General features: G+C 65.4%; 15 protein-coding genes. All 15 read left to right on the forward strand.

Going from position 1 to position 13,000, the window contains the following annotated elements; all coding sequences use genetic code 11:
* Positions 1–26: 26 nt before the first annotated feature.
* The 15 genes from rpmE to A5645_RS02275 all read left to right on the forward strand — a co-directional run bounded on the left by rpmE (position 27) and on the right by A5645_RS02275 (position 12,974).
* On the forward strand, positions 27–260 hold the full coding sequence (gene rpmE, locus A5645_RS02205; RefSeq protein WP_065038508.1) for a 50S ribosomal protein L31: 234 nt from the start codon (positions 27–29) through the stop codon (positions 258–260).
* Positions 261–351: 91 nt separating this feature from the next.
* Entirely contained in the window at positions 352–1,428 is a 1,077-nt protein-coding gene (prfA, locus tag A5645_RS02210) for a peptide chain release factor 1 (RefSeq protein WP_065038509.1), read from the forward strand.
* 46 nt (positions 1,429–1,474) lie between these two features.
* Complete coding sequence (gene prmC, locus A5645_RS02215) at positions 1,475–2,326, forward strand: peptide chain release factor N(5)-glutamine methyltransferase (RefSeq protein ID WP_366663746.1); 852 nt, start codon at positions 1,475–1,477, stop codon at positions 2,324–2,326.
* A complete protein-coding gene (locus A5645_RS02220) occupies positions 2,319–2,972 on the forward strand; it encodes an L-threonylcarbamoyladenylate synthase (RefSeq protein WP_065038511.1) in 654 nt (217 codons plus the stop codon). The genes prmC and A5645_RS02220 overlap by 8 nt, the downstream gene beginning before the upstream one ends.
* A 150-nt stretch (positions 2,973–3,122) precedes the next feature.
* Positions 3,123–4,313, forward strand: a complete 1,191-nt coding sequence (gene rfe / locus A5645_RS02225) for a UDP-N-acetylglucosamine--decaprenyl-phosphate N-acetylglucosaminephosphotransferase (RefSeq protein WP_065038512.1) — start codon at positions 3,123–3,125, stop codon at positions 4,311–4,313.
* 228 nt (positions 4,314–4,541) lie between these two features.
* Entirely contained in the window at positions 4,542–5,036 is a 495-nt protein-coding gene (locus A5645_RS02230; protein WP_065121608.1) for an ATP synthase subunit I, read from the forward strand.
* Positions 5,029–5,784, forward strand: coding sequence for a F0F1 ATP synthase subunit A (atpB, locus tag A5645_RS02235; protein WP_036357870.1), 756 nt, complete (start codon positions 5,029–5,031; stop codon positions 5,782–5,784). Before A5645_RS02230 ends, atpB begins: the two co-directional genes overlap by 8 nt.
* 47 nt (positions 5,785–5,831) lie before the next feature.
* Positions 5,832–6,077 carry a F0F1 ATP synthase subunit C gene (locus A5645_RS02240; protein ID WP_036357873.1) on the forward strand — a complete coding sequence of 82 codons (246 nt, stop codon included), beginning with the start codon at positions 5,832–5,834 and terminating at the stop codon, positions 6,075–6,077.
* Between the two features lie 9 nt (positions 6,078–6,086).
* The gene (locus A5645_RS02245; protein WP_065128344.1) at positions 6,087–6,605 is read left to right on the forward strand and encodes a F0F1 ATP synthase subunit B; all 519 of its coding nucleotides are present in this window, start codon (positions 6,087–6,089) and stop codon (positions 6,603–6,605) included.
* Positions 6,606–6,613: 8 nt separating this feature from the next.
* Positions 6,614–7,957 (forward strand): F0F1 ATP synthase subunit B/delta, encoded by a 1,344-nt coding sequence (locus tag A5645_RS02250; RefSeq protein WP_065128345.1) that lies wholly within the window; start codon positions 6,614–6,616, stop codon positions 7,955–7,957.
* A gap of 81 nt (positions 7,958–8,038) precedes the next feature.
* Positions 8,039–9,706, forward strand: a complete 1,668-nt coding sequence (gene atpA, locus A5645_RS02255; RefSeq protein WP_065128346.1) for a F0F1 ATP synthase subunit alpha — start codon at positions 8,039–8,041, stop codon at positions 9,704–9,706.
* 6 nt (positions 9,707–9,712) lie between these two features.
* On the forward strand, positions 9,713–10,630 hold the full coding sequence (locus A5645_RS02260) for a F0F1 ATP synthase subunit gamma (protein ID WP_065128347.1): 918 nt from the start codon (positions 9,713–9,715) through the stop codon (positions 10,628–10,630).
* Positions 10,631–10,657: 27 nt separating this feature from the next.
* A complete protein-coding gene (gene atpD, locus A5645_RS02265) occupies positions 10,658–12,112 on the forward strand; it encodes a F0F1 ATP synthase subunit beta (protein ID WP_065038517.1) in 1,455 nt (484 codons plus the stop codon).
* A 34-nt stretch (positions 12,113–12,146) separates the two neighbouring features.
* On the forward strand, positions 12,147–12,512 hold the full coding sequence (locus tag A5645_RS02270; protein ID WP_065128348.1) for a F0F1 ATP synthase subunit epsilon: 366 nt from the start codon (positions 12,147–12,149) through the stop codon (positions 12,510–12,512).
* Positions 12,513–12,521: 9 nt separating this feature from the next.
* Complete coding sequence (locus A5645_RS02275; protein ID WP_065038519.1) at positions 12,522–12,974, forward strand: DUF2550 domain-containing protein; 453 nt, start codon at positions 12,522–12,524, stop codon at positions 12,972–12,974.
* The last annotated feature ends 26 nt before the right edge of the window (positions 12,975–13,000 follow it).

Here is a 13,000-nt window from a genome sequence, read left to right on the forward strand (position 1 = left end):
GGGCGCTCGACGACGAAGAGGACAGCATGAAAACTGACATTCATCCCGCCTACGAGGAGACCACCGTGGTCTGCGGTTGCGGGAACTCGTTCCAGACCCGCAGCACGAAGCCGGGCGGACGGATCGTGGCCGAGGTCTGCTCGCAGTGCCACCCCTTCTACACCGGCAAGCAGAAGATCCTCGACAGCGGCGGCCGCGTGGCCCGCTTCGAGAAGCGCTACGGCAAGCGCAAGACCGCAGCGGACGCCGCGGACAAGTAGCTGGCTTTCCGACGCCCGAACTGTGCCTCATCCGCACAGGCCGGGCGTCGGTTCGCGTTTGGGGTAAGAGGTTCGCAGTGGGAGGTGAGACATGACGCAGCCGGTGCAGACGATTGACGTCCTGCTCGCCGAGCACGCGGAGCTCGAACGCGCCCTGGCCGATCCCGAACTGCACAGCAGGCCCGACGAAGCCCGCAAAGCCGGGCGTCGATTCGCCCGGCTGGCCCCCATCGTCGCCACCCACCGCAAACTGGTGTCGGCGCGCGAAGACCTCGAGACCGCGCGTGAGCTTGCCGTCGATGACGACTCGTTCGCCGAGGAGGTCACCGAGCTCGAGGCCCGGGTCGGTGAGCTGGACACTCAGCTCACCGACATGCTGGCCCCGCGCGACCCGCACGACCCCGACGACATCCTGCTGGAAGTGAAATCGGGTGAGGGAGGCGAGGAGTCGGCGTTGTTCGCCGCCGACCTGGCCCGGATGTACATCCGCTACGCCGAGCGGCACGGCTGGACTGTGACGGTGCTCGGTGAGACCACCTCGGATCTGGGCGGCTACAAAGACGCGACGCTGGCGATTGCCAGCAAGGGCGACTCGGCCGACGGCGTCTGGTCGCGTATGAAATTCGAGGGCGGCGTGCACCGCGTGCAACGCGTGCCGGTCACGGAATCTCAAGGGCGGGTGCATACTTCGGCGGCCGGTGTGCTGGTCTACCCGGAGCCCGAAGAGGTCGGCGAAGTGCAGATCGACGAATCGGATCTGCGCATCGACGTCTACCGATCGTCGGGCAAGGGTGGCCAGGGTGTGAACACCACCGACTCCGCGGTGCGGATCACCCACCTGCCCACCGGGATCGTCGTCACGTGCCAGAACGAACGGTCGCAGCTGCAGAACAAGACCCGCGCCTTGCAGGTGCTGGCCGCGCGTCTGCAGGTGCTCGCCGAGGAGCAGGCCCTCGCCGACGCCTCGGCCGACCGCGCCAGCCAGATCCGTACGGTGGACCGCAGCGAACGCATCCGGACCTATAACTTCCCGGAGAACCGGATCACCGATCACCGGATCGGCTTCAAGTCGCACAACCTCGACCAGGTGCTGGACGGCGATCTGGATGCCCTCTTCGATGCGCTGAGCGAGGCGGATAAGCAATCCCGGCTGCAACAGGCGACATGACGTCCCTGCGACGATGCAGAGCGGAGCGATGAGGAGGAGCGGGACAATCCAGGACCGCCTGCGACGGGCAATCGATTCCGCGGCGGCGCAACTGGCCGAAGCCGGGATCGACTCCGCGCGCGTCGACGCCGAGCAATTGGCCGCCCACCTGGCCGGCACCGATCGCGGCCGGCTGGCCGTGCTCGAGCCGCCGCCCGAGAATTTCTTCGACCGTTTCCGCGATGCCGTCACCGCACGCTCGCAACGTGTGCCATTGCAGCATCTGATCGGGACCGCCGCGTTCGGCCCGCTGCTGTTGCACGTCGGGCCCGGTGTGTTCATACCGCGTCCGGAGACCGAGTCATTGCTGGAATGGGCTGTCGCGCAGCCTCTTCCGTCGCAGGCGTGCATCGTCGACCTGTGCACTGGCTCGGGTGCGCTGGCGATCGCGTTGGCCCGGCACTGGTCGGCCGCCCGGGTCATCGGCGTCGATGTTTCCGAGAAAGCCCTTGACTACGCGCGCCGCAATGCCGCGGGCACCGCTGTCGAACTGGTCCGGGCCGATGTGTGTTCACCTGGCCTGCTCGCAGAACTCGACGGTCGGGTGGACCTGGTGGTCGCCAACCCGCCCTACGTGCCGGACGGTGCTGACGTGGAACCCGAAGTAGCGCAACATGATCCGCCGCACGCGGTGTTCGGCGGCCCGGACGGGATGGCGGTGATCCCCAGCGTGGTGCGGCTGGCCGCCCGCCTGCTGCGTCCCGGGGGGTTGTTCGCCGTCGAGCATGACGACAGCACATCGGCATCGACGGTGAAAGCCGTCGCCCAGACCCGTGCTTTCGACGACGTCGTGGCGCGCGACGACCTGGCCGGACGGCCCCGATTCGTGACGGCCCAGAGGAGCGGCGCTCGTGTCTGACATCTTCGATTGCGCCGATCCCGACCAGCGAGCCCGCGGTATCGCCGCCGCGGTCGGTGCCCTCAAGGCCGGCCGGCTGGTCGTCATGCCTACCGACACGGTCTACGGCCTCGGAGCCGACGCGTTCGACAGCACCGCGGTGGACGCGTTACTTGCGGCCAAGGGCCGCGGCCGCGACATGCCCGTGGGCGTGCTCGTCGGCTCGTGGCACACAATCGAGGGGCTGGTGTACGGCATGCCCGACGGTGCACGCGACCTGGTCCGCGCCTTCTGGCCCGGGGCGCTGAGCCTGGTGGTCACCCAAGCGCCCTCGCTGCGTTGGGATCTCGGGGACGCGCACGGCACGGTGATGCTGCGGATGCCGCTGCACCCGGTCGCGATCGAGCTGTTGCGCGAGGTCGGGCCCATGGCCGTGTCCAGCGCCAATGTTTCGGGGCAACCGGCCGCCGTCGATGCCCAGGAGGCGCACAAGCAGCTCGGCGATCTCGTCGACGTCTACCTCGACGGCGGGCCCGCCGCCCAGCAAGCCGCTTCGACGATCGTCGACCTCAGCGGCAACGCACCCCGCATCCTGCGCGAGGGGCCGGTGAGCGTCGCCCGCGTCGCCGAGGTGCTCGGCGTGGACGCGGCAAGCCTCGTCGAGTAGCCCCGTGCTCGTCGAGCGTGCGGCCTATGGCGGCGCGGACGCCATTTCGCCTACATAAGGCCCACGTTGGGCGCCGCACAGGACCCGCGCTCGGCGAAAACGCCCAAAGCCCCCCAGAGCACGTTCAGGTCGGTGAAGTAGGGTCTCGAGGTGTCCAGCGACCCGACCAGCCTTGCCGGTGGTTTGCTCGCCCTCTCGGATCGCAGCGCCGGTGTCCCGCTGCGGGAGCTTGCCCTGGTCGGCTTGACCGCGGCGATCATCACCTACTTCGCGACCGGTCCGGTGCGCGTCCTGGCCACCCGCCTGGGTGCCGTGGCCTATCCCCGGGAACGCGACGTGCACGTCACCCCCACCCCACGGATGGGCGGGCTGGCGATGTTCCTGGGCGTCGTCTCCGCCGTCTTCCTGGCCTCCCAACTGCCGGCCCTGACGCGCGGATTCGTCTATTCCACCGGGATGCCCGCGGTTCTGGTCGCCGGCGCGGTGATCATGGGCATCGGCCTGATCGACGACCGGTGGGGACTGGACGCCCTGACCAAGTTCGCCGGGCAGATCACCGCCGCAAGCGTGCTGGTCACCATGGGTGTCGCTTGGAGCGTGCTGTACATCCCGGTCGGCGGGGTCGGCACCATCGTGCTGGACCAGGCTTCCTCGATCCTGCTCACCCTCGCGCTGACCGTCTCGATCGTCAACGCGATGAACTTCGTCGACGGCCTCGACGGGCTGGCCGCTGGACTGGGCCTGATCACGGCCCTGGCGATCTGCATGTTCTCGGTCGGCCTGCTGCGCGACCACGGCGGTGACGTGCTGTATTACCCGCCCGCGGTGATCTCGGTGGTCTTGGCAGGGGCCTGCCTGGGCTTCCTGCCGCATAACTTCCACCGGGCCAGGATTTTCATGGGCGATTCCGGGTCGATGCTGGTCGGGCTGATGCTCGCGGCGGCATCGACGACTGCCGCCGGCCCGATCTCCCAGAACGCCTACGGCGCCCGCGACGTGTTTGCTCTGCTGTCACCGTTCTTGCTGGTGGTGGCCGTCATGTTCGTCCCGATGCTCGACCTGCTGCTGGCGATCGTGCGCCGCACCCGCGCCGGGCGCAGCGCATTCAGCCCCGACAAGATGCACTTGCACCACCGACTGCTGCAGATCGGGCATTCCCACCGCCGCGTCGTGCTGCTGATCTACCTATGGGTGGGCATCGTGGCGTTCGGCGCGGCCAGCACCATCTTTTTCGACCCGCGCCACACCGCGGCGGTGATGTTGGGCGCGATCGTCGTCGCGGGTGTCGCCACCGCGATCCCGCTGCTGCGCCGCCGCGATGAAGACTACGACGACGAGTAGTAGATCCGCGTTTGGTGTGGTACGGTGCTGGTAGAGCCCCGAATTAAACCTCGCGGGTTGCCGGCCCCCCGGCCCGTCGGATGCATATCCAGTCGCGCCGAATTACGACCGACACAGGGAGCTACCCCTTGGGTGATTCCAGCGCGAACCCTTGCGATACGCTCGGCGGGCCACAGATCAGACAGTGATGTGGTTCACGCATCCAGACCCCGGGATTGAGGTGCTGCAGTGACGACACCAGCGCAGGACGCGCCGTTGGTGTTTCCCGCTGTTGCGTTCCGCCCCGTTCGGCTGTTCGTCATAAGCATGGCGCTGACCGCCGTCGCGACGCTGATCGCCGCGTACGCCGGCCACCCGATGGTCGGGGCCTTCTTCGGCATCGGGTTGCTGCTGGGTTTGCTCAACGCGCTGTTGGTGCGGCGTTCGGTGGAGTCGATCACCTCGCGGGACCACCCGCTGAAGAGGTCGATGGCCATCAATTCGGCATCGCGGGTCGCGATCATCACCATCTTGGCGCTGGTCATCGCCTTCATCTTCCGGCCTCAGGGCTTGGGCGTGCTATTCGGTTTGGCGCTCTTCCAGGTGGTGCTGGTGGCATCGACCGCCCTGCCGGTGTGGAAGAAGCTGCGGACCGGGGATCCCGACGGGCAGCTTGAGACGCCCGAGGGTGGGGTACTGACCGGATCAGACGGGACGGAAGGGAGAAGCGCCGGCGATGACTGAGTCGATCCTGGCCGAGGGCTCAATCGAGGTCGGCCACCACGAGACCGCCACGTGGTTCGGCTTGACGGTCAACACCGACACGATCCTGTCGACGGCGATTGCCGCGCTGATCGTGCTGGCCCTGGCGTTCTGGTTGCGCTCCAAGGTCACCTCGAGCGGTGTGCCCGGAGGCGTGCAGCTGTTCTTCGAGGCGATCACCATCCAGATGCGCAGTCAGGTGGAAGCCGCGATCGGGATGCGGATCGCGCCCTTCGTGCTGCCGCTCGCGGTGACGATCTTCGTGTTCATCCTGGTCTCCAACTGGCTGTCGGTGCTGCCGGTGCAGTACAAGGACAAGGAGGGCAAAACCAGCGAATTGCTCTCCTCGGCGGCGGCCGACATCAATTACGTTCTGGCGCTTGCCCTGTTCGTCTTCGTCTGCTACCACTCGGCGGGGATCTGGCGTCGCGGCATCATCGGACACCCGGTCAAGGTGCTCAAGGGACACGTGGCGATCCTGGCGCCGATCAACGTCGTCGAAGAACTGGCCAAGCCAATCTCGTTGTCACTGCGACTCTTCGGGAACATCTTCGCCGGCGGCATCTTGGTCGCGCTGATCGCGATGTTCCCGCCCTACATCCTGTGGCTGCCGAACGCGATCTGGAAGTCCTTCGACCTGTTCGTCGGCGCCATCCAGGCCTTCATCTTTGCGCTGTTGACGATCCTGTATTTCAGCCAATCCATGGAACTAGACGAGGACCACCACTAAAAAAATCCTGGTAAACCGCTACCAGAGTTATCAAGGAGGATAAGAAAATGGACCCCACAATCGCTGCCGGCGCCCTCATCGGCGGTGGACTGATCATGGCTGGCGGCGCCATCGGCGCCGGTATCGGTGACGGTGTTGCCGGTAACGCGCTGATCGCCGGCGTCGCCCGTCAGCCCGAGGCGCAGGGACGGCTGTTCACTCCGTTCTTCATCACCGTCGGTCTGGTTGAGGCGGCCTACTTCATCAACCTGGCGTTCATGGCGCTGTTCGTCTTTGCCACTCCCGTCAAGTAATTCGCTGAGATGGGTCCTAACGGGCAAGTGCGCACCGTTGCTTCGACGGTGAGGTTCTCGGCGGAGGGCGGCGGAAGCAACTTCCTCATCCCGAACGGCACGTTCTTCTTCGTGCTGGCCATCTTCCTGATCGTGCTCGGCGTCATCAGCAAATTCGTCGTGCCGTCGATCCTGAAGGTGTTGCGGGAGCGCGAGGCGATGGTCGCCAAGACGCAAGCCGACAACAAGAAGTCGTCCGAGCAGTTTGCTGCCGCCGACTCCGACTACGAAGAAGCGATGAAGGAAGCCCGGCTCGAGGCGGGGTCCTACCGCGACAACGCCCGGATCGAGGGCCGTAAGACAGTCGAGGACGCCCGCGCTCGTGCCGAACAGCAGGTGGCGGAGTCACTGGCCCAGGCCAATGAGCAATTGAAGCGGGAGAGGGACGCCGTGGAGATGGATCTGCGGGCCAACGTGGGTGCCATGTCGGCGACGCTGGCCAGTCGGATCGTCGGAGTCGACGTCACCCCCTCAACAGCGACCAGGTAGCCAACCATATGTCGACATTTATCGGACAGCTGATCGGATTCGCGGCCATCGTGGCGCTGGTCTGGCGGTATGTCGTGCCGCCAGTGCGCAAACTGATGACCGACCGGCAGGAGATGGTGCGCCAGCAGTTGAAAGATTCGGAAAAGGCCGCGCAACGCCTGACCGAATCGACGACGGCGCACAGTAAGGCTGTGCAGGCCGCCAAGGAGGAGGCCGAGCGCCTCGTCGAGGAGGCCAAGGCCGACTCCGAACGCATTGCCGAGCAGATGAAGGCGCAGGCCGATTCCGAGGCGGAACGCATCAAGGTGCAAGGTGTTCGCCAGACCGAACTGCTGCGCGCACAACTGAGCCGCCAGCTTCGCTTGGAGTTGGGGCACGAATCCGTCCGCCAGGCTGGGGATTTGGTGCGCAGCTTCGTCGCAGATAAGGACCAGCAATCGGCGACCGTGGACCGGTTCCTCGACGAGCTCGACCAGATGGCTCCGGAAGAGGCCGACGTCGAGTATCCGGTACTGGCCAAGATGCGCTCGTCCAGTCGCCTGGCGCTGAGCAACGTGGTGGAGCAGTTCGATTCCGCCGTCAGCGATCTGGACGACGACGGCCTCACATCGCTTGCGGACGAACTGGTCTCGGTGGCCAAGCTGCTGCACCGCGAAACGGTGGTCACCCGTTACCTCACTGTGCCGGCCGAGGATTCGGGCCCTCGGGTCAAGTTGCTGGAGCGGCTGCTCGACGGCAAGGTCGCCGACTCCACGCTCGGCGTGCTGCGGACGGCCGTCGCGGAGCGCTGGTCGGCCAACGCCGACCTGGTGGATGCGGTCGAGCACCTTTCGCGTCAGGCGTTGCTGGCGGTCGCCGAACGCAACGACAAGGTCGACGAGGTCGAAGACCAGTTGTTCCGGGTGTCCCGCATCATCGACGCGCAGCCTCGGCTGGCCATCCTGCTGGGCGACCACACCACCCCGGCCGAAGGTCGGGTGGGTCTGCTCAACAAGGTCCTGGACAGCGCCGGCGGTGGTGTCGATCCGGTTGCGGCGAAGCTCCTTTCACACACGATCGACCTGTTGCGCGGTCACCAGACCGCCGATGAGGCGCTGCAGCTCCTGGCTGAGGTCGCGGTGGCCCGTCGCGGTGAGGTCGTCGCTCAGGTCAGTGCCGCGGCCGAGCTCAGCGACGCACAACGCACGCGTCTCACCGAAGTGCTCAGCCGCATCTACGGTCATCCGGTCACGGTCCAGTTGCAGACCGACGAGGAACTGCTCGGTGGCCTGTTGATCGCGGTGGGTGACGAGATTATCGACGGAACGCTTAAGTCGCGGTTGGCCGCAGCCGAGGCCCAACTACCCGATTAGCGAGTACCCCCAGCTGATCAACGAAGCCCGACACAACCCGAACCAGTCAGCACCAACCCCGAAGTAGGAAGACGAAAAGCCATGGCCGAGTTGACAATCTCCGCTAATGACATCCAGAGCGCAATTGAAGAGTACGTAGAGTCCTTTACCTCGGAGACCTCTCGGGAAGAGGTCGGCACCGTCGTCGACGCCGGGGACGGCATCGCGCACGTCGAGGGTCTGCCGTCGGTTATGACCCAGGAATTGCTCGAGTTCACCGGCGGTGTCCTCGGTGTGGCCCTGAACCTCGACGAGCACAGCATCGGTGCGGTCATCCTGGGTGACTTCGAGCAGCTCGAAGAGGGCCAGCAGGTCAAGCGCACCGGCGAGGTGCTCTCGGTTCCGGTCGGCGACGGATACCTGGGCCGGGTCGTCGACCCGCTGGGTCACCCGATCGACGGCGGCGGCGACATCGAGACCGACACCCGGCGCGCACTCGAGCTGCAGGCCCCGTCCGTGGTGCAGCGGCAGGGCGTGAAAGAGCCGCTGCAGACCGGCATCAAGGCCATCGACGCGATGACCCCGATCGGCCGGGGACAGCGTCAGCTGATCATCGGCGACCGAAAGACCGGCAAGACCGCGGTCTGCGTCGACACCATCCTCAACCAGCGCAAGAACTGGGAAACCGATGACGAGAAGCAGCAGGTGCGCTGCGTCTACGTGGCCATCGGGCAGAAGGGCACCACCATCGCCGCGGTGCGCCAGGCGCTGGAAGAGGGCGGTGCGATGGACTACACGACCATCGTCGCGGCGCCGGCATCGGACTCCGCCGGTTTCAAATGGCTTGCGCCCTACACGGGTTCGGCGATCGCCCAGCACTGGATGTACGAGGGCAAGCACGTCCTGATCGTGTTCGACGACCTGACCAAGCACGCCGACGCCTACCGTGCGATCTCGTTGCTGCTGCGCCGCCCGCCGGGCCGCGAGGCGTTCCCGGGTGACGTTTTCTACCTGCACTCGCGCTTGCTGGAGCGCTGCGCGAAGCTTTCCGACGATCTCGGCGGCGGCTCGCTGACCGGCCTTCCGGTGATCGAGACCAAGGCCAACGACATCTCGGCCTACATTCCGACCAACGTCATCTCGATCACCGACGGCCAGTGCTTCCTGGAGTCCGACCTGTTCAACCAGGGTGTCCGGCCGGCCATCAACGTCGGTTCCTCGGTGTCCCGCGTCGGTGGCGCTGCGCAGATCAAGGCGATGAAGGAGGTGGCCGGCTCGCTGCGGCTCGACCTGTCGCAGTACCGCGAACTGGAATCCTTCGCTGCCTTCGCCTCCGACCTCGACGACACCTCCAAGAAGCAGCTGGCTCGCGGTGAGCGTCTGGTGGAGCTGCTCAAGCAGCCGCAATTCCAGCCGATGCCCGTTGAGGAGCAGGTGGTTTCGATCTTCCTGGGTACCGGCGGTCACCTGGACTCGGTGCCGGTCGAGGACATCAAGCGCTTCGAATCCGAACTCCTGGACCACATGAAGGCGTCCGAAGAAGGGTTCCTCGAGCAGGTTCGCAAGAGCAAGAAGCTCGGCGAAGAGGACGAAGAGAAGCTGACCGACATCATCAACCACTTCAAGAAGGGCTTCTCAGCCAGCGATGGCGAGTCGGTGGTGCGCGACGAGCACGTCGAGCCCTTGGACGAAGACGAAGTGGGCAAAGAATCGGTTCAGGTCAAGAAGGAAAAGCCCAAGGACGAGCCGAAGAAGAAGGACAAGAAGTAGCTAACAATGGCTGCCACACTCCGCGAACTACGGTCGAGGATCCGCTCGGCGGGGTCGATCAAAAAGATCACCAAAGCCCAAGAGCTGATCGCGACTTCGCGCATCGGTAAAGCGCAGACGAGGCTGCAAGCCGCTCGGCCGTACACCCTGCAGATCACCACCATGCTGTACACGCTGTCGGCCGAAGCCGCTCTGGACCACCCGTTGCTCGTCGAGCGGGAGAACCCAAAGCGGGCCGGTGTGCTGGTGCTGTCGTCCGACCGCGGTTTGTGCGGTGCGTACAACTCGAGCATCTTCCGGCGCTCCGAAGAGCTCTTCTCGCTGCTGCGAGAAGAAGGCAAGCAGCCCGTCCTCTACACCGTGGGACGCAAAGCGCAGAACTACTTCACGTTCCGGAACTGGGACATCGTCGAGTCGTGGTCGGGTTTCTCTGAACAGCCCCAGGTTGAGAACGCCGCCGAAATCAGTGCGGCTCTGGTGAATGCCTTCATGAAGGGCGAGGACGACGACGAAGGCAACCAGGACGAGGTCCAGGGCGTCGACGAATTGCACATCGTCTACTCGGAATTCAAGTCGATGATGTCGCAGGCGGCGGTCGCCCACCGGATGGCTCCGCTGGTGGTGGAATACGTCGAAGAAGACACCGGGCCATCCACGTTGTACTCATTCGAGCCGGACGCGACGACCCTGTTCGACGCGCTGCTGCCGCGGTACATCACCACGCGGGTGTACGCGGCGCTGCTGGAATCGGCCGCATCGGAGCTGGCTTCGCGTCAGCGCGCGATGAAGTCGGCCACCGACAACGCCGACGACCTCATCAAAGATCTGACGCTGCAAGCCAACCGCGAGCGCCAAGCCCAAATCACCCAAGAGATCAGCGAAATCGTCGGTGGCGCAAACGCGCTCGCTGACGCCGCCAAGTAGCCCCACCAGGAAGCGAAAGTACACATCATGACTGCTACTGACGAGAAGACCGAGAACAAGTCGGGAAGTTCCGACACCAACGGCCGGGTGGTCCGGATCACCGGACCGGTCGTCGACGTCGAGTTTCCGCGGGGGTCCGTGCCGGAACTATTCAACGCCCTCAATGCCGAGATCGATCACGAGTCGCTGAAGAAGACCCTCACGCTCGAGGTCGCGCAGCACCTTGGTGACAACCTGGTGCGCGCCATCTCGATGCAGCCCACCGACGGGCTGGTGCGCGGCGTCGAGGTCACCGACTCCGGTAAGTCGATCACGGTGCCGGTCGGTGAGAACGTCAAGGGCCACGTCTTCAACGCTTTGGGGCACTGCCTGGACGAGCCCGGCTACGGCGAGGACTTCGATCACTGGTCGATCCACCGCAAGCCGCCGTCCTTCGAGGAACTCGAGCCCCGGACCGAAATGCTCGAGACCGGCCTGAAGGTCGTCGACCTGCTGACGCCTTACGTGCGTGGCGGCAAGATCGCACTGTTCGGTGGTGCCGGCGTGGGCAAGACGGTGTTGATCCAGGAGATGATCAACCGTATTGCCCGAAACTTCGGTGGTACTTCGGTTTTCGCCGGTGTGGGGGAGCGCACCCGTGAGGGCAACGACCTCTGGGTCGAGCTCCAGGAAGCCGACGTGCTCAAGGACACCGCGTTGGTGTTCGGTCAGATGGATGAGCCGCCCGGCACCCGTATGCGGGTGGCGTTGTCGGCGCTGACCATGGCGGAGTGGTTCCGTGACGAGGCCGGCCAGGACGTGCTGTTGTTCATCGACAACATCTTCCGTTTCACCCAGGCCGGCTCCGAGGTGTCGACTCTGCTCGGCCGGATGCCGTCGGCCGTGGGATACCAGCCCACCCTGGCCGACGAGATGGGCGAGCTGCAGGAGCGCATCACCTCGACCCGAGGCAAGTCGATTACGTCGATGCAGGCGGTCTACGTGCCCGCCGACGACTACACCGACCCGGCCCCGGCGACCACCTTCGCTCACCTGGACGCCACCACCGAGCTGTCGCGTTCGGTGTTCTCCAAGGGCATCTTCCCGGCGGTGGACCCGCTGGCGTCGAGCTCGACCATCCTGGACCCCAGTGTGGTTGGTGACGAGCACTACCGCGTCGCCCAGGAGGTCATTCGAATCCTGCAGCGCTACAAGGACCTTCAGGACATCATCGCCATCCTCGGTGTGGACGAGCTGTCCGAAGAGGACAAGCAGCTCGTCAACCGCGCGCGCCGGATCGAGCGGTTCCTGTCGCAGAACATGATGGCGGCTGAGCAGTTCACCGGGCAGCCCGGCTCGACAGTGCCGGTCAAGGAGACCATCGAGGCCTTCGACAAGCTGACCAAGGGCGACTTCGACCATGTGCCCGAGCAGGCGTTCTTCCTGATCGGTGGACTCGACGACTTGGCCAAGAAGGCCGAGACCTTCGACGTCAAGCTGTGATTCGATCTGCGGCTGAGGCAAGAGGTGGTGTGACGTGGCGGAAATGAATGTGGCGATTGTCGCCGTCGACCGTGAGATCTGGTCGGGCGAAGCGACGTTTCTGTTCACCCGCACCACCGTCGGTGAGATCGGCATCCTGCCGCACCACATTCCGTTGGTGGCCCAACTGGTCGATGACGCGATGGTGCGGGTGGAGCGCGACGGTGAGGACGATCTGCGCGTCGCCATCGACGGTGGGTTCATGTCGGTGACCGACGATGGCGTCACGATCCTCGCGGAGACCGCCGAATTCGAGTCGGAGATCGACGAGAGCTCGGCGCGGCAGGACTCGGAGTCCGACGACGAGAAGACCGCGGCTCGGGGGCGCGCGAGGTTGCGCGCCATCGGCGCGCTCGACTGATCGACGAAGATGAGCGCGCCCATGGTCGGCATGGTCGTGCTCGTCGTCCTTGTCGTTCTGTTGGGGACCGCCGTACTCGCGCTGAGCTACCGGCTGTGGAAACTCCGCCAAGGCGGAACGGCGGCCATCATGCGCGACATCCCCGCGGTGGGTGGACATGGCTGGCGCCACGGCATGATCCGCTATCGCGGCGGTGAAGCCGCGTACTACCGGCTGTCCAGCCTGCGCCTGTGGCCGGATCGCCGGCTGAGCCGGCGCGGGGTGGAAGTGGTCGGCAGGCGGGCGCCGCGCGGTGACGAATTCGACATCATGACCGAGGAGATCGTGGTGCTGGAATTGCGTGACACCACCCAGGATCAGCGTGAGGGCTACGAAATCGCTTTGGACCGAGGGGCTTTGACCGCGTTCCAGTCATGGTTGGAGTCGCGGCCGTCGCCGCGCTCCCGTCGCCGCAGCGTGTAGCGTTCCCGCGCGTCCTCTCGCGAGCA

The sequence above is a fragment of the Mycobacterium asiaticum genome (assembly GCF_001673635.1).
GTDB classification, from domain to species: Bacteria; Actinomycetota; Actinomycetes; order Mycobacteriales; family Mycobacteriaceae; genus Mycobacterium; species Mycobacterium asiaticum_C.